Annotated in this window: 29 protein-coding genes and 1 riboswitch; of the genes, 18 read left to right on the top strand and 11 right to left on the bottom strand. The window is 35.1% G+C overall.

Going from position 1 to position 26,196, the window contains the following annotated elements; all coding sequences use genetic code 11:
• Positions 1 to 25: 25 nt before the first annotated feature.
• Complete coding sequence (locus CW357_RS07280) at positions 26 to 859, top strand: MetQ/NlpA family ABC transporter substrate-binding protein (protein ID WP_119414019.1); 834 nt, start codon at positions 26 to 28, stop codon at positions 857 to 859.
• A 108-nt stretch (positions 860 to 967) separates the two neighbouring features.
• Here the strand turns inward: CW357_RS07280 and CW357_RS07275 are convergent, their stop codons facing one another.
• Positions 968 to 1,606 carry a hypothetical protein gene (locus tag CW357_RS07275; protein WP_119414020.1) on the bottom strand — a complete coding sequence of 213 codons (639 nt, stop codon included), beginning with the start codon at positions 1,604 to 1,606 and terminating at the stop codon, positions 968 to 970.
• Positions 1,607 to 1,851: 245 nt separating this feature from the next.
• Between CW357_RS07275 and CW357_RS07270 the strand changes: the two genes are divergently transcribed.
• A complete protein-coding gene (locus CW357_RS07270) occupies positions 1,852 to 2,799 on the top strand; it encodes an L-threonine 3-dehydrogenase (protein WP_119414021.1) in 948 nt (315 codons plus the stop codon).
• Positions 2,800 to 2,960: 161 nt separating this feature from the next.
• On the opposite strand, the gene CW357_RS07265 is transcribed toward CW357_RS07270, so the two are convergent.
• A complete protein-coding gene (locus CW357_RS07265; protein ID WP_119414022.1) occupies positions 2,961 to 3,287 on the bottom strand; it encodes a YflT domain-containing protein in 327 nt (108 codons plus the stop codon).
• A 318-nt stretch (positions 3,288 to 3,605) separates the two neighbouring features.
• Here CW357_RS07265 and CW357_RS07260 point away from each other — a divergent pair, with 318 nt between their 5' ends.
• Positions 3,606 to 5,213 (top strand): long-chain fatty acid--CoA ligase, encoded by a 1,608-nt coding sequence (locus tag CW357_RS07260; protein ID WP_119414023.1) that lies wholly within the window; start codon positions 3,606 to 3,608, stop codon positions 5,211 to 5,213.
• Positions 5,214 to 5,274: 61 nt separating this feature from the next.
• Here CW357_RS07260 and CW357_RS07255 read toward each other — a convergent pair whose 3' ends face one another.
• The gene (locus tag CW357_RS07255) at positions 5,275 to 5,760 is read right to left on the bottom strand and encodes a QueT transporter family protein (RefSeq protein WP_119414024.1); all 486 of its coding nucleotides are present in this window, start codon (positions 5,758 to 5,760) and stop codon (positions 5,275 to 5,277) included.
• A 7-nt stretch (positions 5,761 to 5,767) separates the two neighbouring features.
• A riboswitch (PreQ1 riboswitch) is annotated at positions 5,768 to 5,812 on the bottom strand.
• Between the two features lie 291 nt (positions 5,813 to 6,103).
• On the opposite strand from CW357_RS07255, the gene CW357_RS07250 reads away from it, so the two are divergent.
• The 4 genes from CW357_RS07250 (at position 6,104) to CW357_RS07235 (ending at position 9,791) form a co-directional block, all read left to right on the top strand.
• Entirely contained in the window at positions 6,104 to 7,108 is a 1,005-nt protein-coding gene (locus CW357_RS07250) for an ABC transporter substrate-binding protein (protein WP_119414025.1), read from the top strand.
• 16 nt (positions 7,109 to 7,124) lie between these two features.
• Positions 7,125 to 8,147 (top strand): ABC transporter permease, encoded by a 1,023-nt coding sequence (locus tag CW357_RS07245; RefSeq protein ID WP_119414026.1) that lies wholly within the window; start codon positions 7,125 to 7,127, stop codon positions 8,145 to 8,147.
• Entirely contained in the window at positions 8,140 to 8,937 is a 798-nt protein-coding gene (locus tag CW357_RS07240; RefSeq protein WP_119414027.1) for an ABC transporter ATP-binding protein, read from the top strand. Before CW357_RS07245 ends, CW357_RS07240 begins: the two co-directional genes overlap by 8 nt.
• Positions 8,938 to 9,260: 323 nt before the next feature.
• On the top strand, positions 9,261 to 9,791 hold the full coding sequence (locus CW357_RS07235; RefSeq protein WP_119414028.1) for a hypothetical protein: 531 nt from the start codon (positions 9,261 to 9,263) through the stop codon (positions 9,789 to 9,791).
• 88 nt (positions 9,792 to 9,879) lie between these two features.
• On the opposite strand, the gene ilvA is transcribed toward CW357_RS07235, so the two are convergent.
• On the bottom strand, positions 9,880 to 11,139 hold the full coding sequence (gene ilvA / locus CW357_RS07230) for a threonine ammonia-lyase IlvA (protein ID WP_119414029.1): 1,260 nt from the start codon (positions 11,137 to 11,139) through the stop codon (positions 9,880 to 9,882).
• Positions 11,140 to 11,321: 182 nt separating this feature from the next.
• Here ilvA and CW357_RS07225 point away from each other — a divergent pair, with 182 nt between their 5' ends.
• A complete protein-coding gene (locus CW357_RS07225; protein ID WP_119414030.1) occupies positions 11,322 to 13,484 on the top strand; it encodes an ATP-dependent helicase in 2,163 nt (720 codons plus the stop codon).
• Between the two features lie 204 nt (positions 13,485 to 13,688).
• Here the strand turns inward: CW357_RS07225 and bshB2 are convergent, their stop codons facing one another.
• Both bshB2 and CW357_RS07215 read right to left on the bottom strand, forming a co-directional pair.
• On the bottom strand, positions 13,689 to 14,381 hold the full coding sequence (gene bshB2, locus CW357_RS07220; protein WP_119414031.1) for a bacillithiol biosynthesis deacetylase BshB2: 693 nt from the start codon (positions 14,379 to 14,381) through the stop codon (positions 13,689 to 13,691).
• A 16-nt stretch (positions 14,382 to 14,397) separates the two neighbouring features.
• On the bottom strand, positions 14,398 to 14,751 hold the full coding sequence (locus CW357_RS07215) for a YojF family protein (RefSeq protein ID WP_119414032.1): 354 nt from the start codon (positions 14,749 to 14,751) through the stop codon (positions 14,398 to 14,400).
• Positions 14,752 to 14,965: 214 nt separating this feature from the next.
• Between CW357_RS07215 and CW357_RS07210 the strand changes: the two genes are divergently transcribed.
• Positions 14,966 to 15,736 carry an ABC transporter permease subunit gene (locus tag CW357_RS07210; RefSeq protein ID WP_119414033.1) on the top strand — a complete coding sequence of 257 codons (771 nt, stop codon included), beginning with the start codon at positions 14,966 to 14,968 and terminating at the stop codon, positions 15,734 to 15,736.
• A gap of 69 nt (positions 15,737 to 15,805) precedes the next feature.
• A complete protein-coding gene (locus CW357_RS07205; protein WP_119414034.1) occupies positions 15,806 to 17,251 on the top strand; it encodes a magnesium transporter CorA family protein in 1,446 nt (481 codons plus the stop codon).
• 90 nt (positions 17,252 to 17,341) lie between these two features.
• Here CW357_RS07205 and thiD read toward each other — a convergent pair whose 3' ends face one another.
• Entirely contained in the window at positions 17,342 to 18,175 is an 834-nt protein-coding gene (thiD, locus tag CW357_RS07200; RefSeq protein ID WP_124217700.1) for a bifunctional hydroxymethylpyrimidine kinase/phosphomethylpyrimidine kinase, read from the bottom strand.
• Between the two features lie 208 nt (positions 18,176 to 18,383).
• Positions 18,384 to 18,653 (bottom strand): hypothetical protein, encoded by a 270-nt coding sequence (locus tag CW357_RS07195; protein ID WP_124217699.1) that lies wholly within the window; start codon positions 18,651 to 18,653, stop codon positions 18,384 to 18,386.
• A 250-nt stretch (positions 18,654 to 18,903) separates the two neighbouring features.
• Between CW357_RS07195 and CW357_RS07190 the strand changes: the two genes are divergently transcribed.
• The 5 genes from CW357_RS07190 (at position 18,904) to CW357_RS07170 (ending at position 21,323) form a co-directional block, all read left to right on the top strand.
• Positions 18,904 to 19,638 (top strand): DUF4230 domain-containing protein, encoded by a 735-nt coding sequence (locus CW357_RS07190; RefSeq protein ID WP_124217698.1) that lies wholly within the window; start codon positions 18,904 to 18,906, stop codon positions 19,636 to 19,638.
• 4 nt (positions 19,639 to 19,642) lie between these two features.
• The gene (locus CW357_RS07185; RefSeq protein WP_119414038.1) at positions 19,643 to 20,320 is read left to right on the top strand and encodes a uracil-DNA glycosylase; all 678 of its coding nucleotides are present in this window, start codon (positions 19,643 to 19,645) and stop codon (positions 20,318 to 20,320) included.
• 151 nt (positions 20,321 to 20,471) lie between these two features.
• Complete coding sequence (locus CW357_RS07180) at positions 20,472 to 20,648, top strand: uracil-DNA glycosylase (RefSeq protein WP_124217697.1); 177 nt, start codon at positions 20,472 to 20,474, stop codon at positions 20,646 to 20,648.
• Positions 20,645 to 20,932: a YwdI family protein gene (locus CW357_RS07175; protein ID WP_119414039.1), complete on the top strand. Its 288-nt coding sequence runs from the start codon at positions 20,645 to 20,647 to the stop codon at positions 20,930 to 20,932. Before CW357_RS07180 ends, CW357_RS07175 begins: the two co-directional genes overlap by 4 nt.
• A 16-nt stretch (positions 20,933 to 20,948) precedes the next feature.
• Positions 20,949 to 21,323, top strand: a complete 375-nt coding sequence (locus tag CW357_RS07170) for a DUF423 domain-containing protein (RefSeq protein WP_119414063.1) — start codon at positions 20,949 to 20,951, stop codon at positions 21,321 to 21,323.
• 202 nt (positions 21,324 to 21,525) lie between these two features.
• Here CW357_RS07170 and gerQ read toward each other — a convergent pair whose 3' ends face one another.
• Positions 21,526 to 21,903 (bottom strand): spore coat protein GerQ, encoded by a 378-nt coding sequence (gene gerQ / locus CW357_RS07165; RefSeq protein ID WP_119414040.1) that lies wholly within the window; start codon positions 21,901 to 21,903, stop codon positions 21,526 to 21,528.
• Between the two features lie 365 nt (positions 21,904 to 22,268).
• On the opposite strand from gerQ, the gene CW357_RS07160 reads away from it, so the two are divergent.
• A complete protein-coding gene (locus tag CW357_RS07160) occupies positions 22,269 to 23,033 on the top strand; it encodes an HAD-IIB family hydrolase (RefSeq protein ID WP_119414041.1) in 765 nt (254 codons plus the stop codon).
• 41 nt (positions 23,034 to 23,074) lie between these two features.
• Here the strand turns inward: CW357_RS07160 and hemQ are convergent, their stop codons facing one another.
• Positions 23,075 to 23,842, bottom strand: coding sequence for a hydrogen peroxide-dependent heme synthase (gene hemQ, locus CW357_RS07155; RefSeq protein WP_119414042.1), 768 nt, complete (start codon positions 23,840 to 23,842; stop codon positions 23,075 to 23,077).
• A 163-nt stretch (positions 23,843 to 24,005) separates the two neighbouring features.
• Between hemQ and CW357_RS07150 the strand changes: the two genes are divergently transcribed.
• Entirely contained in the window at positions 24,006 to 24,839 is an 834-nt protein-coding gene (locus tag CW357_RS07150) for an octanoyl-[GcvH]:protein N-octanoyltransferase (protein WP_124217696.1), read from the top strand.
• A 100-nt stretch (positions 24,840 to 24,939) separates the two neighbouring features.
• Here CW357_RS07150 and CW357_RS07145 read toward each other — a convergent pair whose 3' ends face one another.
• Complete coding sequence (locus tag CW357_RS07145) at positions 24,940 to 25,581, bottom strand: RsfA family transcriptional regulator (protein ID WP_124217695.1); 642 nt, start codon at positions 25,579 to 25,581, stop codon at positions 24,940 to 24,942.
• Positions 25,582 to 25,751: 170 nt separating this feature from the next.
• On the opposite strand from CW357_RS07145, the gene CW357_RS07140 reads away from it, so the two are divergent.
• The gene (locus CW357_RS07140; protein WP_119414045.1) at positions 25,752 to 26,009 is read left to right on the top strand and encodes a YuzB family protein; all 258 of its coding nucleotides are present in this window, start codon (positions 25,752 to 25,754) and stop codon (positions 26,007 to 26,009) included.
• Positions 26,010 to 26,196 lie beyond the last annotated feature (187 nt).

Genomic DNA, 26,196 nt, shown 5'->3' with positions numbered 1-26,196 from the left:
TTATAAAAAATTGGGGGTTTTAAACATGAAGAAATTTTTGTTTAGCGTATTAACGCTAGTACTAGCAGTGGCTTTAGCGGCTTGTGGTGGAGATAAATCAAAAGATACAAGTAAAGCAACAAAAACAAAAGACATTACAATTGGTGCAACAGCAGGTCCATATAGTGATATGCTTAAAAAAGCAATCGTACCGGAGCTTGAAAAGAAAGGATACAAAGTAGAGTTAAAAGAATTTAGTGATTATATCCAACCGAACAAAGCATTAGATTCTGGTGACATTGATGCGAATTTATTCCAACACTCTATCTACTTAGAAAACTTTAACAAACAAAATGGAACAAAAATCAAAGGTCTAATCATTGTACCAACAGCACCAATGGGCTTTTTCTCTAAAAAATATAAATCAGTCGATGATATCAAAGATGGAGCAACAATTGCCATTGCAAACGACCCATCAAACTTAGCTCGTACTTTAAAATCTTTACAAGATCAGGGACTAGTCAAAATTGATGATAATATTGACCAATTAAAAGCTTCTACAAAAGATATAAAGGAAAATCCTAAAAACTTAAAATTCAAAGAAATTGAAGCAGCAGGACTTCCTCGTGCTGTAGAAAGTGCGGATCTAGCTGGTGTACCAGGAAACTTTGCATTAGCAGCAGGTATGAAATTAGACGATGCCGTATTCCTAGAAAACATGCCTGATCAATTCCGTAATGTCGTAGCAGTGCGTGAAGCAGATGAAAATTCACAACTTGCAAAAGATCTTAAAGAAGTTGTTGAATCTGATGAATTTGAAAAAGTAATCGATTCACAATTCAAAGGATTTGGTAAACCTGATTGGATGAAAAATAAATAGAATCAGTCCTAATCGCATATGTTCGATATAAACAAAAAGGGAAATTGCCTGGCGCAATTTCCCTTTTTATATGGGCTATTCAATATTCTTTTATAGAAAAGCAGCCAATCAGCTTTTCATTTTCCCTTCCATTTCTTGAAAGCTATAAACGAGCAAATACTTTTGAATACCTCTAGCTTGTTTAATAGCTTTTGTTGAATGATACTTAAAATTTTTCCTATCTTGTTGTTTAAAAGAGATTAAACTTTCAATGGAAGGCGACATCCACTTTTCTGTGAATTTGGGTATTAAAGCTTTAGCTTGTTCATAGTTTCCTAAAAATACTTCACTGTGGGCAATCATATAGCTTTGGAATGGTTCTCTTGTAATTTGCTTTGCTTCAGATAAGGCACGATGATAATCCTTCTCTAGCATTGCAAGTATAGAAGCGTAGTTATGCTTGACGTACGGTTGCTTATAGGAGGTGATTATTTTTTGTAGAGCGGCTTTTTGTTCGGCGACAGTCTGATGTGCGATTGCATAAGGGTATGCATAGAGAGAGCGATGCTTATTTGATTCAAGAAAATGTTCCACTTTTTTTAGATTGTTTGTCCATAATAATGCGTTGAAGTGAGGATACATGGTAAATGAAAAAACATAAAGAAAAAGTAAAATGAAAATTAGCCATTTAGATATATCCATTAATAGCAAAAAAGTACAAGCGATAATTGCAAATAAATAAATCAGTGTCAATTTCCATAATTGCATGAGCTTCACTCCTTTTCATTTATTATAATTAAAATATTCAAAAAAGTCTTTTTGTATATGTGTTCTTTTAAGAGAAACAACTATTGTGTTTTTAAAGAATACAATATATAATATTTTTAACGAAAAATATAGTAATAACGTTAAATAAAAGCGTTATTAATGTACACTCTAAAAATACAGTTGTATTTTTATAAAATATGTACACTCCAAAAATACATATGTAGTTGACAGAAGGAGGAGTAACAATGAAAAAAATTATGATTACTGGTGCATGTGGACAAATTGGATCTGAGTTAGTGGCGAAATTACGCGATGAATATGGTAAGGATAATGTGTTGGCGACAGATATAAGAAAAGTATCTACACAAGCAGGACCGTTTGAGGTTCTTGATGTCATGGATGCTACACGTATGCACGATATAGCAAAAGCATTTGGTGCCGATACAATGATGCATATGGCGGCGTTATTATCTGCAACTGCAGAAGAAAAACCACTATTCGCTTGGAATTTAAATATGGGTGGCCTTGTTAATGCATTAGAAGTTTCTCGTGAATTAGGTTTACAATTCTTCACACCAAGTTCTATCGGTGCATTTGGACCTTCAACACCAAAACATAATACGCCTCAAGATACTTTGCAACGTCCAACAACCATGTATGGTGTTAACAAAGTGGCTGGTGAGCTTTTATGTGACTACTATCATACTCGTTTTGGATTAGATACACGCGGTGTCCGTTTCCCAGGTTTAATCTCAAATGTTACGCCTCCTGGTGGTGGTACAACAGATTATGCTGTTGATATTTACTACAAAGCTGTACAAGAAGGAAAATATACGTCTTATATCGCAAAAGATACTTACATGGATATGATGTATATGCCAGATGCCTTACAAGCAATTGTTGACTTGATGGAAGCAAACCCAGATAAGTTAATACACAGAAATGCCTTTAACTTAACAGCTATGAGTTTTGAACCTGAACAAATAGCTGCTTCTATTCGCAAACAAATGCCTAAATTCAAAATGGATTATGACGTAGATCCCGTTCGTCAAGCGATTGCAGATAGCTGGCCAGATTCTCTTGATGCAAGTGCCGCAAAAGAGGAATGGGGATTTAACGCAAAATATGATTTAGATGCAATGACAATAGATATGCTAAAAAAATTAGAAAAAAAAATTAGCCATTCAGCATAATTTTGAACAAAAAGAGAATCCCATTCTGGATGAATTGGGATTCTCTTTTTTATGAAATAAAGGAGTGCCAAAAAGAAATAAAACACTCTAAAAAAGAAATAAAAACCACCAAAAAGAAATAAACCTCACTAAAATAGAAACAACAACGCCTAACTAAAAATTTATTGCAATCCTTTAGCGATAATAATAAGTTTACCTTGATCTAACTCTTTTTCTGCAACAGCTGCTTCTTCTTTGCTTAACCCTATAGCTTCCATTTGGTTGCGAAGTTCGTTTCCACGAGAAACGATAATATTTTTCATCGTATTAAAAAAGCCTTGGTCCTTCATCCCTACTTCAGCAGTTTTGAAAGCATTAGTAATATCTTCTTCACGTTCATCGTAGTGGGCAAAAACATAAATACTATCACGTTTAAGACCTTGTGATTCCAACTTCTCAATCTGACTTTTTGCTTGAACTACATTTTCTACAGAAAAATTATGAATCATAAGCTTCTCCTCCTATTTGAATTCTCCTTAAGTTATTCCCAAAAGTGACAAGAATACACGTTGTTTTCATATTTTCAGCGTACATCGGTATAAAATATTTTAATCTACTACCATATATTCACACATAATTCTCTTAAGAAATCATAGTATTAACTAGATTGAATTGATTTCATTATTTTTAAACTTTTTAAATAAAGTTTACTAATGGAATTGGGTCTCATATAGATAAATGCATAATATGGATGGAAAATATCTACATTATGTGAAAACTTACTTGATGTGTTTTTAAAAGTATTTTTACAAAGGAGATGATTTAACATGATGCAAGCACCGTTAGTATTAACAGATTTCGTAAAGAGGGCAGAGCGTTATTTTCCAAAGAAACTCATTATTTCAAGAACGGCAGAAAATACGATTCATCGTATAACTTACAAGGAGTTTGGACAACGTACTAGAAAGTTAGCAAAAGCTTTAACGAAATTAGGCATGAAGAGGGGCACAAAGGTTGGTTCTTTTGCATGGAATCATCATCGACATTTAGAAGCATATTTTGCGGTTCCTTGTGCAGGAGCAGTTCTTCACATGATTAATATCCGTCTCTCACCAGAACATATTATTTATATTATCAATCATGCAGAAGATGAGATTCTATTAATTGATGGGGATCTATTTCCATTGGTAGAAAAGGCAATTCCAATGTTAAAGTCAGTAAAACATATTGTCGTCATGCAAGATGGATTAGAACTACCTGAAACAACGCTAGAGAATGTTCATTCATACGAACAATTACTAGCCGATGCGGGAGAGGATTACGAATTCCCAGAGGACTTAGATGAAAATATGCCAGCTGGGATGTGCTATACAAGTGCAACTACAGGATTTCCTAAGGGCGTTGTTTATACGCATCGTAGTTTAGTACTTCACAGTATAGCACTTGGTTTAGCAGATTCACTTGGGATTCGCGAAAGTGATGTGGCTATGCCAGTTGTTCCAATGTTCCATGTAAATGCATGGGGAATGCCTTTTGCTGCAGTTAATTTTGGAACAACTCAAGTATTACCAGGCCCAATGTTCACGCCAGCATTATTATTAGATTTGATAGAACAAGAAAAAGTGACATTAACAGCCGGCGTACCAACAATTTGGCTAGGGGTTTTAAAAGAATTAGAAGGGAATCCTAGAGATATTTCTTCTTTACGTACCATTATAAGTGGTGGATCAGCTTCACCGAAAGGTTTGATCAAAGCCTTTGAAGAAAAGTATAACGTACCATTTATCGTAGGCTATGGTATGACAGAAACTTCACCGATAGTTAGTTTATCTACCTATACTACTGAAATGGAGCAATGGTCAAAAGAAGAAAAATTAGACATTCGTGCAACACAAGGTTTAACAGTATCTTTGATCGAAACTCGTGTTGTAAATGAGACTGGTGAAGTGCCTTGGGACGGAAAGACGATGGGTGAGTTAACAATCAGGGGACCATGGATTGCCGACGAATACTATCGTGACGAAAGAACAGCAGAAGCATTTAAAGACGGTTGGTTATATACAGGAGACATCGCAGTCATGACACCTGAAGGTTATATTAAAATAACTGATCGTGTAAAAGATCTGATTAAGAGTGGGGGAGAATGGATTTCCTCGGTAGATCTTGAAAACGCTTTAATGACACATGAAGATGTGTTTGAAGCAGCCGTTATTGCGATACCAGATGAAAAATGGCAAGAAAGGCCGTTAGCATGTATCGTTCTAAAAGAAGGAAGAACAACGACAAAAGAACAATTACTTACCTATTTAGAAGGACAATTTGCAAAATGGTGGGTACCAGATCATGTAGTTTTCTTAAAGGAAATCCCTAAGACATCTGTTGGGAAATTCCTAAAAGCAAAACTTCGAGAAGATTTAAAAAGTCTAAAATTATAAAATTACAAAAGAGCAATTTCCTATGTCAACCTGACAGGAAATTGCTCTTTTTTATAAAATACTAATCTATTAATCGACCAAAGTGAATGCGCTTATTAAGTGCTGATATAACGGGAATTCCGACAGCCATTACAACAAATTCACCAACAGCTACTGTCAACCATGTAAATAGGAATGGTAGATTTAACGCAAGATTCAACTCAATTGCAATGATGAACATTGTAATCGTGAACACAATTGTATTGAAAATCATGCGAGATAGTTGGCCTTTGATAAAGCGAGCCGAAAAAATAGTAATGCTAAGTGCTAGAATCGATTGTCCTACACCAAATACTAAATCATACGTTCCAAGTGGTGAGAAAAGATTAGTGACAACTACACCAAGTACAATGCCAATCATATATTTTTTGTTAAAAACAACAAGATGATTGAACATTTCTGATATGCGAAATTGTACATTTGTAAAGCCAAAGGGCGCAATAAGCATTGAAACCGCAACGTAAAGAGCGGCAATAATTGCGCTAACTGCTAAAGATTTTGTCTTCATTATTAAGTTCCCCCTAGTTTTTTTACGTGGGATGGTCTCGAACCACGTTACTTTTAATCAACCAAAAATCAATTCTAAATCTATGAAAATAGAATGTCAAACTTTCATTAATTAAAAGAGTGATTAAATAGGCTATTGAGTACATTAAAAAATTCACAAATTAGACACAAATTAAAGGAGGACTCTGGAACTCCTTATACGCCAATGATTCAACGGGTTGAAGCGCTAAAGTTTAGCGTCTTAAAGTTTTCAAATATTCTAAATATTATTGACTATTGTAAGAGCATTCTGTAATATTACAATAATTCTTTATTATATAGAAGAAAAATAGGGGGATTGCTATATGAAGAAAACAAAAAAGTATGTATTACTTTTAATAACAGCTATAGTCGTTTTAGCCTTAGCAGCATGTGGTAGCAAAAATGATTCATCATCTAACAAAGAAGATTCAAATGCAGGGGCAGATAGCAAAACATATAAAGTTGGTATAACACAAATAGTGGAGCATCCATCATTAAACGAAGCTACAAAAGGATTTAAAGCAGCACTAAAAGATGCTGGTTTAAAAGTTGAGTATCAAACAGAAATTGCGCAAGGCGATCAAAGTGTTAATACAACAGCAGCTAATAATTTAGTAGGCAGCGGAGCGGATTTGATCTTTGCAAATTCAACACCAAGTGCTCAAGCTGTAGCAGCAGCAACATCTGATATCCCAATTGTGTTCACATCAGTAACAGATGCAGTAGGGGCAGAATTAGTTAAATCAATGGAAAAACCAGGTGGTAACGTAACAGGAACGGTAGATACACATCCTGAAGCAATTCCAGATACTGTGAAGTTCTTATCCGAACAATTAGGGGCTAAAAAAGTAGGAATGGTATTTAACTCTGGTGAACAAAATTCACGAGTACAAGTTGATAGAGTGAAAAAGGAAGCAAAAAATGCTGGAATTACAATAGTAGAAGCATCTGCATCTACATCAGCGGAGGTAAAACAAGCGACAGAATCACTAGTTAGTAAAGTTGATGCAATTTACATTATTACTGATAACACAGTAGTATCAGCTCTTGAATCTGTATTAGATGTAGCAAATGACAAGAAAATTCCTGTCATGGTAGGGGAATTAGATTCAGTAGCACGCGGTGGTCTTGGAGCATACGGTTTCAGTTATTATGATATTGGTTATGAAGCTGGACAAAAAGCTGTAGAAATTCTAAAGGATGGTAAAAAGCCAGCAGATATTCCTGTAGCATACCCTGCAAACTTAAAGTTGGAAATTAACAAAACAACAGCAGATAAAATTGGCGTAGACATTAAAGAAGAATGGAAAGCAGAAGTAGTTAAATAGATTGGAGATGATTCATGTGTTTACAGCAATTTTTGGCTCAGTGGAGCAAGGGATCATCTACGCTATTATGGCACTCGGAGTGTATCTAACATTCCGAGTGTTAGATTTTCCTGATTTAACAGTAGACGGCAGTTTTGTAACAGGTGCCGCAACCGCAGCAACAATGATTACACTAGGATACAATCCGATTATTTCCACATTATGTGCAACATTAGCTGGCTTTGTTGCCGGTTCAATTACAGGCCTCCTACACACTAAAGCAAAAATCAATCCACTACTATCAGGGATATTAATGATGATTGCTTTATACTCCATTAACTTGCGAATTATGGGATTGACTATAGATACAGCTGTTGGACGCCCGAATATTCCACTCGCAAACTCAGATTCACTTTTTACTCTATTTTTTGGATTTTGGGAAAAGCTTGGAATAGATACTGCTTTAAACAACATGTTACTAAGCTTAGGTGTAGAACATGTTCCGAATACATGGGGCACAATTTTTATCATGTTCGTTTTGACATTTGCGATTAAGTTTACCTTCGACTGGTTCTTAAAAACAGAAGTGGGTTTAGCAATTCGTGCAACAGGAGATAACGACAAGATGATTCGTAGTTTCTCTGCAAATACAGATACACTAGTGATTTTAGGGTTAGGTTTATCCAATGGACTGGTTGCACTATCAGGCGCTCTAATTGCACAATATGGTAAATTTGCTGATGTTGGAATGGGAATCGGCATGATCGTTATTGGTTTAGCTTCTGTTATTATTGGGGAAGCCATTTTCGGAACAAAGACAATCGTTCGTACAACATTTGCTGTCATTTTCGGTGCGATTATTTATCGAATTGTTCTTGCATTAGCATTACAAGTAGAGTTTTTAGATACAGGAGATATGAAGTTAATCACAGCAATTATAGTTGTCATAGCATTAGTAGTACCAACGCTTCGAAAAAAACGGAAAGACAAGGTTCGAAAAGCAAAACGTCGTGCAGAACGTGCTTTAGCAGAAAGACGGGAGGCGAAGACAATTGCTTAACCTAAAAGGAATCAACAAAATCTTCAATGAAGCAACGCCCGATGAAAAAGTAGCTCTAGATAATATTACTCTAGACTTAAAAGAAGGGGATTTTGTCACGGTTATTGGTAGTAACGGTGCTGGAAAGTCAACAATGATGAACATGATTTCCGGAGCTTTACTTCCTGACTTTGGGCATATAAAAATTGATGGTAAAGATGTAACAAGATTACCAGAATATAAACGTTCACAATTTATAGGTCGTGTATTCCAAGATCCAATGGCAGGAACAGCGCCAACGATGACAATCGAGGAGAACCTTGCCATTGCGTATTCGCGTCATCAAAAACGTTCACTACGTATTGGTGTAAATAAAAAACGTAGAGAATTTTTTAAAGAATCTTTAGCAACCTTACATTTAAATCTAGAAAATCGCTTAAATGCGAAGGTCGGTCTTTTATCAGGTGGGGAACGCCAAGCATTATCACTATTAATGGCAACTTTTACTAAGCCTAATATTCTCTTGCTTGATGAACATACAGCGGCACTTGATCCATCAAGAGCGGAACTAATCACGAATCTTACTAAACAACTTGTTGAAAAAGATAACCTAACTACATTAATGGTAACGCATAATATGCAACAAGCCATTGACTTAGGAAATCGACTAATTATGATGGATAAGGGACAAATCATTTTAGAAGTAGAACCATCAGCGAAAAAAGATTTACAAATCGATGATTTAATGGCCGAATTCCAACGTATACGTGGAGAGAAAATGGTGTCAGATCGAACTCTATTAAGTGTTTAATAAGGAGAAATATCGGTGACTTTCTGTTTTACTTTGAACGGAAAGTCGCCTTTTTCTCTATTTTTTACATGATTTGTTTGAAATTGAAACCGTGCACCCGAAAATCGTCTTTCTAGAAAGGAAATTTATGCTTTTAAATAAAAAACTTAATATTAAATCGAATCGCTCATACTCATACGCCTAAGAAAATGAATTATTATAGCCTAAAGGATATAATTAAATTAAGTTTAATAAACAAAAAAGGTCCTGCAAACAAATATCCGTTATAATAGAATAAATTCAGTTACCATTAACGAATCTACCAAGAGTCGAGGAGCATTCATATGAATAAATTTTTGCCAAATTTATGGAGTACACTTTTATTATTAGTCGTAGGCTTTTTAACAATTGTTGGTGCTATTGCTCAAATTGCTAACAATCCGGATTTAACTAGTTGGACATGGCGTCAATTTGTTATGCTTTTTGTTGGAATATGTGTTTATTTTTCATTTTCATTTTTAGGCTTTTATTATTTGATTGCTCGTATAAAGAAACGTGGGATTTGCTGGGACGATGAAGGGGTTAAGATAGATTTTAGTCATCATAAAATCTATTGGTATGAAATTGAAGATATACAATGCATAAATCATCCTGGCATTGGTAGATCAACGGTTATTTCTACATCGGAAAAGTATGGAAAAGACATCCAAAAGCGCCTTAGTAAATGGAACCCGACAGTGTCTGGTTACTCTTTTGATATATTTTGGGTTAGCGTACAAAATGCTAAAACGATGCATGAACAGCTTCTAAATGAGTTTGAAAATCATAAAAAAAGTAAAGTATCAGCATTTCATAACAACTATTCAATACAGTAAAACCTCCAAAGATCATGGCTTCTTTGGAGGTTTTGTTACGTTACGTAGGAAGATTTCAATTTGTTTTATTTAAAGTTAAGCTACATACTTATACTAATAATGCAAATAGTGTACTATCATTGTTTACTTCTTTGAAAGAAAATCCATTATGCTTCATGCGATCGAGTAATCCTGCATAATCTTCAGGATTTTTTAATTCGATGCCTACTAGTGCAGGACCACTTTCTTTATTATTTTTCTTTGTATATTCAAAGGTTGTAATATCATCCTCTGGTCCTAATACTTCCGTTAGGAATTGGCGAAGTGCACCAGCTCGTTGTGGAAAACTAACAAGGAAATAATATAATAATCCTTCATGAATAAGTGATTTTTCTTTTATCTCTTGCATACGACTAATATCATTGTTACCGCCACTAATGATACAAACAACAGATTTGCCTTTAATTTGATCTTTATAATAATCGAGTGCAGCAACAGGTAGAGCACCAGCAGGCTCTGCAATAATTGCGTGCTTATTATATAAATCTAAAATTGTCGTACAATCTTTTCCCTCAGGTACTGTAACAATATCGTCTACATACTTTTTACAAATCTCAAATGTTTTTTCTCCAACACATTGAACAGCTGCTCCATCCACGAACTTATCAATATGAGGTAACTCGACTGGATGACCTTCAGCAAGAGCTTCTTTCATACTTGCTGCACCAGCAGGTTCAACACCAATAATAGAGGATTGTGGTGAAAGATTTTTAACGTACGCAGAGATTCCGGAGATTAGTCCGCCGCCCCCAATACTAGCAAATACAAAATCAAGTGGCTCTTCAATATCATTCATCACTTCCACAGCAACTGTACCTTGTCCGGCAATAATATCTGCATCATCGAATGGATGGATGAAAATATGACCATCTGCATCAGAAAACTCCATTGCACTTTTCGCGGAATCATCGAAAGTATCTCCAGCTAAAATAATTTCGACGAATTCACGACCAAACATCCTTACTTGATCAATCTTTTGCTTTGGTGTGGTTGTTGGCATGAAAATATGCCCGTAAATGCCTAAATGTGCACAAGCATAAGCTACACCTTGTGCATGATTTCCTGCACTTGCACAAACAACACCTTTTTCACGTGCTTGTTCTTCGATTGTTTTAATTTTATAGTAGGCCCCGCGAAGTTTAAACGAGCGAACATGTTGTAAATCTTCACGTTTTAAGTAAACATTACTTTCATATTTTTCTGATAAATATTCATTCTTTTGTAAAGGTGTATGTACGACGACATCCTTCAAAAATTGATAGGCGATTAGTACGTTTTCCACCTGTACAGTTTTGTCTTGTACAGTCACATTAAAACCTCCCACTTTCTGTAAGATTCAAAAGAGTTTAACTAATTATAGCTCTAAAAATCCGAAATTTTAAGTCAATTCTAAATATTTTATATAATAATTACAAAAATGATGAAAAAGGTTATACGAACGATATTTTCGTTATAATAGAAAGAACATAATAAGAGGAAGGTTAGTGCAGTATGAACTTTTTTGAGAAGATGCAAAAGTTGACAGGAGTATGTCTGAATGAAGTACAACAAAAAGCTGTACGTTATTCGAAAGGACCGCTATTACTACTTGCATCCCCAGGGTCAGGGAAAACAACAACATTGAATATGAAAATAGGGTATTTATTATTGGTAAAAAAAGTACCTGCACATAAAATTCTAGCCATCACTTTTAGTAAGGCTTCAGCCGTAGACATGGCTGCAAGGTTTGATCAATTCTTCTCATCTGTTATTCGTGAACGTGTTCACTTTTCTACAATTCATAGTATTGCATTTCAAATTGTACGCGAGTATTTCTCTATTCATCACCAAAACTTTGAAATTATTGAGGGAAATCTGAACAATGATTTTGATAAAAAGACAATTTTGCGGAATATCTTCGCACAAAAACGCAATACAATTCCTTCTGAAGATGAAATGGATGAACTAATAACATACTGTAGTTTTGTCAAAAATAGAATGATTCCTGAAGATTCTCTTGTTCAAAAAAAGACGATGATGCCAGGGCTTGTAGATATGTATAAACAGTACGAAGCTTTTAAGGTCCAATATCCAGGATTAGTGCTATTAGATTTTGATGATATGTTAACTTATTGTTATAAAGCATTGAGTGAAGACGAGTTCTTACGAAACAAGTATCAACAACGATTTGAATATATTTTAACGGATGAAAGCCAAGATAACTCAGTTATTCAACATGAAATTGTCTATCTTCTAGCTGCTCCACAATTTAATATTTGTGTAGTAGCAGACGATGATCAGTCGATTTTTATGTGGCGGGGAGCAGATGTAAGAAAGCTTCTCAATTTTAAAAAGATCTATCCAAATGCCAAGACTGTGACGATGGCACAAAACTATCGCTCGACGTCAGAAATAGTAGATACTGCAAACGAATTTATTAAAAGGAATCGGCATCGTTATCCGAAGAAGATGTTCACAGAAAATCCAGCGGGTGAACCAATTGAAATTCATAATTTGAAACGCTATGATTTACAACTTAATTATGTTGTTGGTGAAATACAAAAAGCAGAACATCCATCAGAAGTTGCTATTTTATATCGCAACAATAACTCAGCCATTTTACTGTGCAATAAGCTAATGGATGAAGGCATTCCCTTCTATATGAAAGATGTTGAGTTAAAGTTTTTCCGTCATTGGATTGTAGAAGATATTTTAAATATTATGAGACTTTCTTATAATGATTCGCGCGTCGATATTTTGGAAAAGGTTTATACAAAAATTGGCGCCTATATTAAAAAAGGACAAATTCAACAACTACAAAGAAGTGCTAGTAAAGAATCAGCATTTGACCGGTTGCAAAAAATTGTCCATGCCCCGTACCAAGAGCAAGTGCTAAAAAGGGCAAAGCAAACCATTCATAAACTTCAAATACAAGAACCTTATGAAGCGATTCAAATGATTCGCCAAAAATTAGGATATGATAAGTCCTTAAAAAACATGGCTGAACATTTGCGGATGAATGAGGATAACTTATTCGACGTTTTAAATACATTAGAGCAAATTGCTAAAGAACGTCCAGATCTAGAATCATTTGCCCGACGCTTAAAAGAAATTGAAAAGCTAATGCGAACTTCTAAAATGTATAAAGGCCAAAACGTTGTAACTCTATCAACACTACATAGTTCAAAAGGATTGGAATATGACAGTGTATATATGATTGATTTAATCGAGGGGATTCTACCAAATCATGAGGATATTAAAGAGTACGAATTAGGAAATACAGATGAAATGGAAGAAGCAACACGCCTCTTTTATGTGGGGATGACACGAGCACGTCATCATTTAGAATTGCTAACTTACAATGTTCGAAGTGATGTGCATGTAAAAGAATCACGCTTTGTTCAAAATGTCCGTAGAATCATCGCGCCAGAAGATGTGAAACAAACGACAGCAAGGAAACAACCTAAACGCCCAAGTTATCAAGTAATATCTGAAAATGCAATTACAGATGAATCAGATTTAAGTATAGGACATGAAGTAGAACATCATTTATATGGAGTTGGAAGAATTACAAGCATTACGTTAGACTCAATTGAAATTGATTTTGAATCCGTAGGTCCTAAAAAGTTCATGCTAGATTTTTGTTTGAGTCATGGATATTTAAAAAGAACATAGGCAAATAAGGAATACACAATAATTTTACAAAATTACGATGAGAGTAAAGATCTTTCAACGGAATCTTATAGCAAAAATGACATTGAATATTTTATATCCAGTTTCAATCTGAAATATATTATTGAGGCGTATTATTAAAAAAAGGCTATACCAAAGTATTTAGAAGCATACTTTGGATAGCCTCTTCAAAAGGGACTTCTAATTCTAGAATTTCTCTTCAAAATCTTCATGCCAACGATAAGAATACATACGTTCAATGACAAGCCAGTTATCATCTTCTGTTGCACCTTCATTTTTTCGTTTGGCTTCTTCTTGTAAAATCCAACCAGTTTGTGAAATATGCGCATGCATAGAATTCCATTTAGCTTCTTTGACATCTTGAATATCATTCACGATATCTGGTTCGCCAAGTCCTTCTAGAGTATCGTTTGCAAAAGCAACACCATAAAGACGTGGACGATTTTCTTCAGGGATGCGTCGTACTGCTCGGACTACTGCTCTTGCAGTTGCTTCATGGTCAGGATGAACTGCATAGTTTGGATAGAAGGTAATGATTAGTGAAGGGTTTAATTCGTCAATAAGATCCGTCATCATTTGAACCATTTTCTCGTCATCTTCAAATTCAACGGTTTTATCACGTAAGCCCATCATACGTAAATCTTTAATACCGATTGCATCACATGAAGCTTTCAACTCTTCTTTACGAATAAGTGGAAGTCCTTCACGTGTAGTGAATGGAGGATTACCAAGATTTCGACCCATTTCACCTAAAGTAAGACAAGCATATGTAATCGGTGTGCCTGCTTTTGCATATTGCGCTAATGTTCCAGATACTCCGAATGCTTCATCATCTGGATGTGGGAATACGACAAGAATTTGACGTTCAGGTTGTAGCATGTTTTTTCAACTCCTTTTAATAAGCGAATGGTGTTTCGCTAATTTCTAAAGCAACGGCCAATTTGCCATCGTAGCCATGTCCAGCCATTAATAAGCGACCCAATTCATCTAGTTCATAGTGTGTAATACCTTGTGCGTAAACCCAACCATCATTATGCAGTTTTAAACCAACACGATGAGGTGCATCAGGGGTTACTTTACCTAATTCATAGCTCAATTTTACGTTGCGTATAAAGGCACCTGCATTAAATACTTTTTCATCAAAGTGACTTGCATACGCCCCATTTGTAGTTTCTAAATGTATATAGACATCTTTATTTGCAAAGGAATTCAGAAGTTCTTGCAGCTTTTTTGTATCTACTATTTCCATCAAAATGCTCCTTCCAGAAGATAGAATCTACTCTATAGTATAGAGAATTATTAAAGTAAATGCGATTGCTAAGCATTTTTATAATATAGCTTTTTAAAAAAGGTCCTTACCCTATAGGGCTTTTCGTAAGAAATTGTTCATAAAACTGAATTAACATATGCTATCATTAAAATTATCTGATTATTTTTAATTTTTGTTTTTGGAGGTGTAAAAAATGAAGGATTTTTCTAATCGTCTATTACAACTGATCTGCGCTATTATAGGGATTATTTTGATAAGTGGATTACCAATTTTAATAGAAGGTGTACAAAGTCATACATTTTTATTTACTTTTACTTATTATTTAGACGCTATAATTTTAATGCCTGTACTGTGGATGCCACAAGACGGTTTTAGTAACTCTTTACTGGAGAGAATTATCATTGAAGTCGTAATATTAGCTATGTTGACTGTACCAATAGTTGCTTCGCTAATTAGTAATGAGGCTGCCATATTATACGAAAAGGAATATATTTTAGCATCTAGAACACTTGGGGCAAGTAAGTTTCGCATTATTCGAAAACACTTATTTCCTCAATTGCGAGAAAAACTATTTGTTTTATATGGTCAACAAATTTTGGAGACACTAATAGTTTTTGCACATTTGGGTTTGTTAGATTTATTTTTGGGTGGGACAAAGGTAAATTACAGCCCAATGTTCGGCGATCCACCGATGTCCATATCTTTTGAATGGGCGGGGTTATTTGGTTCAACTTTCGGCTACTTGCAAGGTGCACCTTGGTTACCATTAGGTCCAGCAATTTGCTTCGCATTAGTGATTTTATCTATCGCTGCTATGATCGAAGGATATTCAAGAGCTTCTGTTGTTACAAAATCTTTAGATAGGAAGTTATCTAATCGTAAGGATATTCCCGAAGATGTTGTTGCGTGGAATCAGCAACAACTAAAAGAAAAAATGATTTTATTAAAAGAAAAAACTCGTTAAAAGGCTTTGTTTTCCCTATGTTTATAAAAAAAGTAACTTTGGGGATACTAGGTCAAGGAGGCGAGTAGGGTGAATTTCACATTACCAAGTGTAGATAAAGAAAGTAAAACTTCAAGAGTATGGATGACGTCTATGATGCCTTTTTTATTTGTTGAGAAAGATAATAAGAAGTTGGCAGAAGAATTGTTGGCAAAAGGCTTTAAATTTTTTGATTTGCAAGACGAAACTCAGGAATCTGCCTATTATGGAGATATTAAAATTTCGAATATCGCACTCAATCAAAATTTTTTGCCATACATAGAACGCAGACTATTTCCTAGTAGCGTCGATGAACATGCTTTTCATCGCTTTTCAAAAGCTATTCCTAAAAAAGGTGAAATGGTCATCCATGATCGCCACTATCATTTTCAAATATTAAGCGTAGACGTAATACTTTGTCCATTTGGTGTAGGATTTGCCACAGTACGGGTTGAATTACAAGATAATTATTCGCTGTCTGAAACATTGGATTTTATGCATCACTTCCGTATATTAGAACCGAAAGCTTTGGATGAAAAGGGTGTCAGGCTTTTTGTTTCGTCTTATACTTTTCATACTGTAAATGATCTTTTTATGATGTATCTTTGTCCAGAAATTCAACCGTATATTATTCATGATGAAATTCGTAACGGTTACTATGGTAGTTTACCTTTTTTTGAAGATGAAAGAATGCTGGTCTCGTCATATATCGAGATAGATGAAGATGAATTATCAATCGAACAAATTTACCGGGTAAGCCAATTAGATGGCTTTACAGAAAATGGTCTTCCTTATATCTCTTCAGGTAACAAGGAACATATGAAAGAGTATCTACAAACGAAGATTAACAACCGATATATGCCGAAGTTATGCGACATTACAACAGAGCATGTGCAAACAACGATTGTTTTTAAGCAAGCTGATGAAGTATTGCGGAGAAAAGCTAGAGCTCGATTTATGGGCATTCATTATTATAATGTGTTGTTACATTATTTTTATAAACTAACATTATTAGAATTATCCTTTAGATATAGCGAGCTTTCTTGGAGAACAGATGAAGTGTATATAGAAAAGTTGATGAAGCAAATAACAATATTTTCATCTAAATTCTATTTTCAAGAAGTTAGCAGTCGTTCGTCTAGTAGAGAAATGGCAAAAAGATTACGCAGTATATTCAAAATCGATGAGTTATTTGGAGATGTTGCAAAAACATTGGATGCACTATATGTCAATCAAGAAAAAACATCAGACCAGAGACAAAACCAATTATTATTTATTTTAACGATGTTCTCAGTTATTTCTGGAATTTTCGGTATGAACCTTGTTGTAAATGAATGGGATAATGGCTATAAGTGGTCAAAAATCTTACACTATTCAATATATGAATGGATATGTTTGGTGACAGCAGTAACAGGAATTTTGATGTCTGCCGGATTATTGTTAAGCACCATATACTTATGGGGAAGAAGAAAAATTCAGTTGAAAAAGTGGTATTAAAAAAGCATAATTGAAATTTGTTCAATCATAAAGTAAAAGAGTTTCCAACCTTAAAATGGAATGGAAGCTCTTTTCGTTAGTTTTATTCTATTAAATCTCAGTTACTGTAATTTCTGGTGCGCCATAAACGCCTTTAGCACCATGCATAACAGGACCTACAAATTTGTTCAATTTCCAACCATGAGTAATTGCAGCAGCAACAAATTCTTTTGCTTCAATAACTGCTGCTTTTACATCAAGTCCATTTGCTAGGTTAGCTGTAACTGCGGCAGCAAAAGTACAACCTGCGCCATGGTTATAGCTAGTATCGATTTTAGGTGTTTCTAGTAAATAGTGTTTTTCACCATCGTAGTATAAATCGAATGCTTTAGTTGGATCGATTGATCGACCACCTTTGATGACAATATTTTTCGCACCAAGAGCATGAATTTTTTCAGCTGCTTCTTTCATTTCATCAATGTTTTTTGGGGTTTTCATACCTGCTAATTGACCTGCTTCAAATAGGTTTGGAGTTGTTACTAAAGCAAGAGGAAGTAAGTATGTGATCATTGCATCGACATTACCAGGGTTCAATACTTCATCTTCACCTTTACATACCATAACTGGATCAATCACAACATTTTGTACACCAGAAGTTTTAATCGCTTCACCAGAAGTTTTAATCACTTCTTCTGTTGATAACATACCTGTTTTAAGTGCATCGATACCTGTTGAAAAAGTAGTTTTTAATTGTGCTTTTAAGACATCTATTGGTAATGTGTAAACTCCATGAGACCAATTATTATCCGGATCCATTGTTGCAATGACAGTCACTGCAGCCATACCATATGTGCCGTGTTCTTGGAATGTTTTTAAATCTGCTTCTAAACCAGCACCACCTGATGCATCAGAACCAGCAATTGTTAACGTTTTTTTCAATGACATAATGAGGACTCCTTTAAATAGTTATCAAATTTTTCGGACAACAGTTGTTATAGTTTGTCCTTCCTGCGCATTTTCATAAGCGGGATATTGTGTATATCTATTATTCTTTATTATAGGGACTAAACTGAGTAGAAGAAAATAGTCAAAAATCATAAATTTGATGTGGTCAGTTTTATTCTTACTTATTGAAGATAAGTGAGTTGCCAATTTAATATTTCTCATTGTCCAGTGAATCAGCGCTAATGATTTTCCACAAAAGGAAAATCCCACTGCAACTAATAATAGCAACTATGATAGCCGCAATATAATGATTTTGTTGGCATAAACCAATGACAAAAAACAATAAAACAAACACAATGATCAAAACAAATACATAAAAGAACAGCACCCCAATAGACTTCACTTTATCAGGTACATATTTTGCATTTGTCGTCACATCTGCAACTTTTTTAAGTCTTTCTTTCCATTGAAAATTCATCTAAAATTCCTCCAGTAGAATTCAATAAAGATATGTATTGTAAGATTAAATTTAAACAGTCTTACTAAAACCATGTTGGATTTACAAAAAAATCTGTTCATTCCCTTAGTAGTATCGTAAATGAATTTTGGAAAAAAAAGAAACATTTTTGAGAAACCTAACATTTCGACAAATAGTCTACTTTCTAGCTACAATAACAGAAAGTATATTAATAGAAAGATATAATAAAGGTAAGAAAAGAGGAAAGCCTATGAGAACAAACAAAGAGCTAGAAAAAGTGCTAAAGGATTTTCATATGGGTGAACAACAAGCAGCCACGATTATGGAAGTTGCATCAGGCTCTCGCGTACGTTTTAAAAGTAGGATACTAATCCACCTATTGAAAAATTGGTATGTGTGGGCAGCAATCATAATAGTCTTATCAGTATTAATCTTACCCTTTGCTACTTGGAAACTTATTCAAGGAAATAGTTTTGCAGAACAAAAGGGGGCTTTGGTAGAGCGTATTCAAAACCTCAATGAATTAACAACTGCAGAAGCTTATACAAAGGTCATGATTGAACGTGAAAATAACGAACTATTTGGAAAGGAAATCGGTATAGATTTACCTGGTACCAAAAGACAATTACTTGTCGTTATTCCTGGGGGAGTAAAGGCTGGAGTCAATTTTTCAAATGTATCGGGGAAAAGCATTGAGATTAATGAAAAGAAAAAGACAGCTACAATTACATTACCTTCAGCAGAAATATTAGGTGAACCAGAGATTGACTTTGATAAAGTACAAGTGTTTTCAAGTGAAGGACTATTCCGAAGTAAACCGGATATTTCAGAAGCATATGATTTAGCCGCTGCTGCAAAAAAACAGATGATTGAAGAGGCAACGACACAGGGAGTACTGAAGACTGCTGAAAGAAATGCTAAGAAATCAGTAGCTGAAATGTTCTCTTTAGTTGGGTACCATGTCACAGTGAAGTTTAAGGAGTAGAAAAATGTCGAAGATTATTTTTGATAATGATTGGCAAGATGTATTAGGAGCAGAGTTTGAAAAACCATATTATCTACAATTACGCGAGTTTTTAAAGCAAGAATATTTTACGAAAACAGTTTATCCACCTATGGAAGATATGTGGAGTGCCTTTCGTTATACACCTTATGCCAAAGTAAAAGTTGTGATTTTAGGGCAAGATCCTTATCATGGACCAGGTCAAGCACATGGAATGAGTTTTTCAGTTAAACCCGGTGTACCACATCCACCAAGTTTACAAAATATGTTCAAGGAGCTACATGACGATCTCGGATATGATATTCCAAGAGACGGTACGTTGATCAAATGGGCTCAACAAGGAGTATTATTATTAAATACAGTGCTTACCGTCCGTGCTCATCAAGCTCATTCACATAAAGCTCATGGATGGGAGCAGTTTACAGACACAGTCATTCAAAAGTTATCACAACGAAACGAACCTATTGTCTTTGTATTATGGGGAAGACCAGCACAACAAAAAGAACGACTAATTGATACGACACGTCATGCTATTATTAAAGCACCTCATCCAAGTCCTTTGAGTGCCTATAGAGGATTCTTTGGCAGTCGCCCATATTCGAAAATCAACAATCAACTAGTGGCATGGGGGATGGAACCGATTGACTTTGATTTAACAAAATAGATGAAAAGTCTATGACAGTATAAGTAATCACACTACACCAAAAACTATAAACATGGTAAAGTGATACTAAAAGAGGGACCAGATCGAAAGTGTCTTTTAAACTTTCAATTTGGCGAATCATTCTTAAAGTCAAGTGAAGAGGGGACGCAAGATGCAACAGAGTTGTTTTAAATGTAAACACTTTTTTGTCACTTGGGATCAGCACAATCCTAGAGGATGTCGTGCCTATCAATTCAAAAGTAAAGCGATTCCTTCAATTGTAGTAAAAAAATCGTCAGGCTTGGATTGTTTAAAGTTTGAGCAAAAAGCAGGGGGAAAAGTACAATGATTTCTTATGAAGTAATTGTCACTGAAATAGCAAAGCATATAACACAAGCGCAATCTACTACTTCAGATGCACAAATACGTGAGGAGCTTTCTGCCATTCGCGCATTATGTGATGTAGCTTTACATAGGGAAGGGACAAAACTTCCATCTAGTCCTAGTTTTCCTAAGATGATGACAAATGTAAATCCATCACCACAGCAAACTTCCGGACAAGTTTCCCCATCGTTGATGGTTAACAAGTTACAAGAAGACGATGCAAATGGTGATTCAATTTTTGACTTTTAGAAAGGAATGTACAACGATGAAATTTAATATTATAGCAGGTGCAGTATATGCACTTCTAGCAGTTGCTTTTGGTGCCTTTGGTGCACATGCATTAAAAGATGTATTAACAGAACATTATGCAGCAATATGGGATACGGCTGTACAATATCAAATGTTCCATGCAATTGGTTTAATCGTAATTGGTATTTTAATTAGTAAAGGTATTCTAGGACCAACCACAATGCTATCACGCGCAGGAATTATTATGTTCATAGGGGTCATAATCTTCTCAGGAAGCCTATATGTTCTAGCAATCACTCAAATAAAAATTCTAGGTGCCATTACGCCAATTGGAGGCGTCCTATTCCTAATCTCATGGCTAATGGTAATCTTAACTGCATCAAAACTATAAAAGCGAAGCCGGCTCGAACTGGCCCGACGCGCATTGGAGGGCCCGAATCGAAAGTATTTTTACAACTTTCGACCGAGGGACCGAAATGACACGAGGGTCAAGCCGGCAGAGCTGGATAAATAAAAGCGAAGCCGGACGAAAAGCAGCTTGAGTTCTAAAAACTAAAAATGCCATATGCTTATAGCATATGGCATTTTTACGCCTATGGATTTTGATTGAAGTAATTCATTTGCTCATCAAATTCTGCATAATCGAAGTAAATCATAGGCATCAAGAATCGATGATTTGTATTAAGTTCACGTAAAATAACATGATCTCGACCTGCAGCTTCCACAACACCTCTTATATTAAGGGTATTTCCTTGTGGAGCAACCGCATGTTCAAAAGAAAAGTGAAAGTTTCCAGGCTTTCCTCGATTTAAACGGAGAATATTCTCGATATAGGACTGTTCTCTTTGTGGAAAAACGTTTGTTGTTCCAGGCGTACCTGCAGTAGGTTGAGGGGTGCCACTAGGAAAGGCTGCACCACTAGGATATTGCGTACCGCCAGAATAATTTGGTGTCCAATAATATTGAACCATTTCATCTTCCTTTCAGAATATTATACTTGTGGACAATCATCTACTGATGGAGACAAAAAACATGTGCTTTATAATGTCAGTCTTTAGATGCCTATAAAAGTTTGTAGGATAATCACCTGTAACCTACATAACTAGAGCAGTAAATCAAGCTCTTTGGACATTACTCTAAAACAGGCATTATATAACCTCCTCTTCTTTATATATGACAGTTGGGTAAAATAAGAACCAGAAAATTTGTATAAAATTATTGGAAGGAGGGAAATAATCTTATACATGCCACATCCTTCGTATGTAATCAATACAATCGTATACTTTTAAGTAAAGTATTAAGATGATTATGTAAAAAAACAGAAAGAAGTGTTTATATGCAATTTGTTTTTGATTTAGATGGTACGATTTGTTTTGAAGGAAAGCAAGTTACTGAATCTATATTAAACAGTCTCGAACTGTTAACGGAAAAAGGACATGAAGTTATATTTGCATCTGCACGCCCAATTCGTGATATATTGCCAATTCTACATAAAAGATTCCATGGCTATAAAATGGTTGGAGGAAATGGTTCTCTATTATGTGTAAATGGGAATATAAAACAAAACGCTGGGTTTGATGATATTACTTTAGAAAAGATAAAACATTTAATGGAAGAATATCACGCTACCTATTTAATTGAAGGTGATTGGGATTATTCTTATACAGGTCCGGCTGATCATCCAATTTTAACTAATTTTGATACAAAAAAGCTTGCTGTAAATAAACCAATAGGAAAATTAGAGCATGTTGTGAAAATTGCTATTCTAACTTCTTTTAATATGATGGGGCTAAGAAAAAAGCTAGATAAATTAGACGTAATTATCCAAACTCATCACCAAGAGGGGATATTAGAGATTACTCCTTGTGGTATTCATAAGTGGAATGCCCTTCAACAATTAGGCGTTCAAAAAGGAAAGTATATTGCATTTGGCAATGATGCTAATGATATCAGTATGTTCGAAAATGCCCAACATAGTGTAATGATTGGAAAACATCCCTTACTGTCACATTACGCAGATGAAAATATTGAAAACGATTCGTTGCGAGAAGAAAAAATAATTGAAAAACTATCGGAATTGGATAACCGTTTCGCATATTAAAAAAACCCGCTCTTCTTATTCTAGAAAGAGCGGGAATTTTTTTATTTTACAGCTAAGTACTTAACTAATTTATCATTATCCATGATGTTACCAACGAAGAATTCGCCGAAGTCTGCATAACGAGCTGAAACTTCATCAAAGCGCATTTCGTAAATAAGTTTTTTAAATTCAAGAACATCATGAGCAAATAATGTAACGCCCCATTCATGGTCATCAAAACCGATAGAACCAGAAATAATTTGTTTAACTTTACCAGCATAACTACGACCGATTAAACCGTGAGAACGCATTAATTCGCGACGTGCATCCATCTCCATCATGTACCAGTTAGCGCCTTTTTGACGACGTTTGTCCATTGGATAGAAACAAATATGTTCCCAACGTGGAAGCTCAGGGTATAAACGTGCACGTACATGAGGATTTTGATATGGATCTTCAGCTGGTTCATCTCCAGCTTTTTTGCTTGCTAAGTAGTTAGAAAGTTCAACTACAGATACATATGAGTAAGTTGGAATTGTAAAATCAGCTATTGCTAATTTGTTGAATTCGTTTTCAAGATCTTGTAGTTCTTCCATTGTTTCGCGTAATGTCATTAACACGAAGTCTGCTTTTTGACCTAAGATAGAGTAGAAAGCATGGCTACCTGTTTTAGCAATATCTGCTTCGTTAATTTTTTCTAGATAGTTGATGAATTCATCAACGGCTGCTTTACGTTCTTCTTCGGAAACTAATTTCCATGAAGCCCAGTCAATTGAACGGAAATCATGTAATACGTACCAACCATCTAGTGTTTGTGCTGCTTCGATCATAATCGTGGACACTCCTTCTTATTGAGAATTATTCACGTTAATTTTAACATAAATGCTTGAGAGGTCTATGTAGAACGCTTCGGTTTCACCATTTTGACATGAGTTATTCGTTAAAATCATGTATGCTTATAGGGTATATAAAACAATTTCGGGAGAATTGACTATGAAAGATTATTTACAACAATCAGTATGGCGTTTTTGGGATCAATCGGTTAGTGGTAAAGGACGTTCACCATTAGAATCATTTGCTGCCGATGATACACTATGCCAATTAGTTGGACAAGGTTTATCCCCAGCAACAATTCGGACGTGGGTACACGATCAATCGGTTGTACTTGGGATTCAAGATCATCGCTTGCCACATGTTCAGGAAGGAATGGCATTATTAAAAGATAGAGGATTTAAACCAATCGTTCGAAATTCAGGTGGCTTGGCTGTTGTATTAGATCCAGGTGTATTGAATATTTCAATGGTTTTATCTGAGAAAGAGGAAAAAATAGATATTAATACTGGCTATGATATTATGGTTTCGCTGATCAAAAGGTTATTTCCAAAAGTTGCAGATAAGATAGAAGTATATGAAATTGTGGGTTCTTATTGCCCAGGCTCCTATGATTTAAGTATTAATGGTAAGAAATTTGCAGGGATTTCCCAACGCCGTTTACGTCAAGGGATTGCTGTACAAATTTATCTATGTATTGAAGGAAGCGGAGTCGAAAGAGCAAAGCTTGTCCGTGATTTCTATGACATTAGTTTGCAAGGAGCAGAAACAAAGTTTAAATATCCAGATATTAAACCAGAAGTAATGGCTTCTTTAAACGAATTAGTAGATGAAACATTGACTGTACAACAAACAACTATAGACTTGCAGAGTTTGCTAGTTACTTTAAGTGATGAAGTGAAAATGGGAACATTACAAGAAGATGAAATGGAATTGTATACATTCTATTTGAAGAGAGTTCTCGACAGAAATCAATCGATGTTGTCAAAACGTTAAAGACATTTATAATTTAATTTCCTATTCTGTCGATTTCCTGGGAAATTTAGAAAAAGCCTGATTGCTATTTTTCAACAATAACAATCAGGCTTTTTAAATACTATTCTTCGACACCTACTGAAGAATCTTCTTTTTTAACGAGATTACCATTTCGCTCCATCGTAAATACAGGTGCGATATGTTCATCTTCTGTGCCTAGAGTCATTAAACGTCTTGCGCGGTTCATCACTTGCATAAATTGGTCGTAATCTTTTTTCATATTACGATGCTCTTTTTCTAATCGCAGTACTTCTTTTTCTAATTGTGAAGCTTTTTCATTTGCTATATTTGCTAGATGACGCCATCTTGTCACTTCTTCATCATGGAAGTCACTTTGTTGTAAACGCATTAGATATGCAATAACAAGGTCGATTGACATTGCAGAAAGTGGAATTGAACGCGTCACTTCATTATGCTTTTCATTTGGCAGCAGATATAGTCCAGCAGTTCTTCTTCTAGCAGAAGTACCATAAATGCGCATTCTTTCCTTTCTCTCTTTTTTAGCAGAAGCTAGTTCTTTCTCATAGTTTTTTCGTACTACTGCATTCCAGCGAAAGCCGCAAGCCGCAGCAGTGCGGTTTAGTGCATCTCCAGCTTCTTCGAAAGCAGTGAGTTGTGTACTTCCTTCTTTTACATGGCGTAAAACAGCTTCTGCTAATAATTCATCATTTTCTGGTAACCAAGCATCTTGTCTTGTTTTCATTGATTTAAAACCTCCTATTTGATTCATAGGATTAGCCTAGACAGTTTTTATATTTTTTATTCATAAACTTGTAAACGCTTTATGAGTATTATGTCTTGAATGAAAGATAGAAAATACGCTACACTATTACATAGACTTAAAATTGAGATATAGAAAGGGTTGTAGACAAAATGGCAAACGAATTTCGTGTTTGCGATGAATGTCAGGCCGTTAATTTAAAAACATTAATTCCTAAGCTTAAAGAAATTGATCCAGATGCGACGATAGATATTAAATGCCAATCTTATTGCGGACCTGGACTTCGGAAAACATTTACTATTGTAAATAATCGTCCATGTGCAGCTCATACGGAAGATGAATTAATGCCCAAAATTATCGCAAAATTAAAATCACAAAAGAAATTACCAGAAAGTTATCAAGAAAAATAAGGTACTACTTAGAAGTATCTTAATTTTTCGCGAAATTAGAATAAAAACATTCATGAGTTTTTTACACCCAACCCTGGCATGAAAATAGTTACCTTCGGTTCATAATGGTAATGACACAAACAGGATGTTAAACGTGGGCTTTTTTGGTGGCTTTGACCCTGTAATAAAAACTGTTTGAGTGAATTTG

Source organism: Rummeliibacillus sp. TYF005, assembly GCF_003844195.1.
GTDB lineage: Bacteria > Bacillota > Bacilli > Bacillales_A > Planococcaceae > Rummeliibacillus.
The sequence above is the reverse complement of the archived record's forward strand: the minus strand, read 5'-3'. Positions and strand labels throughout refer to the sequence as shown.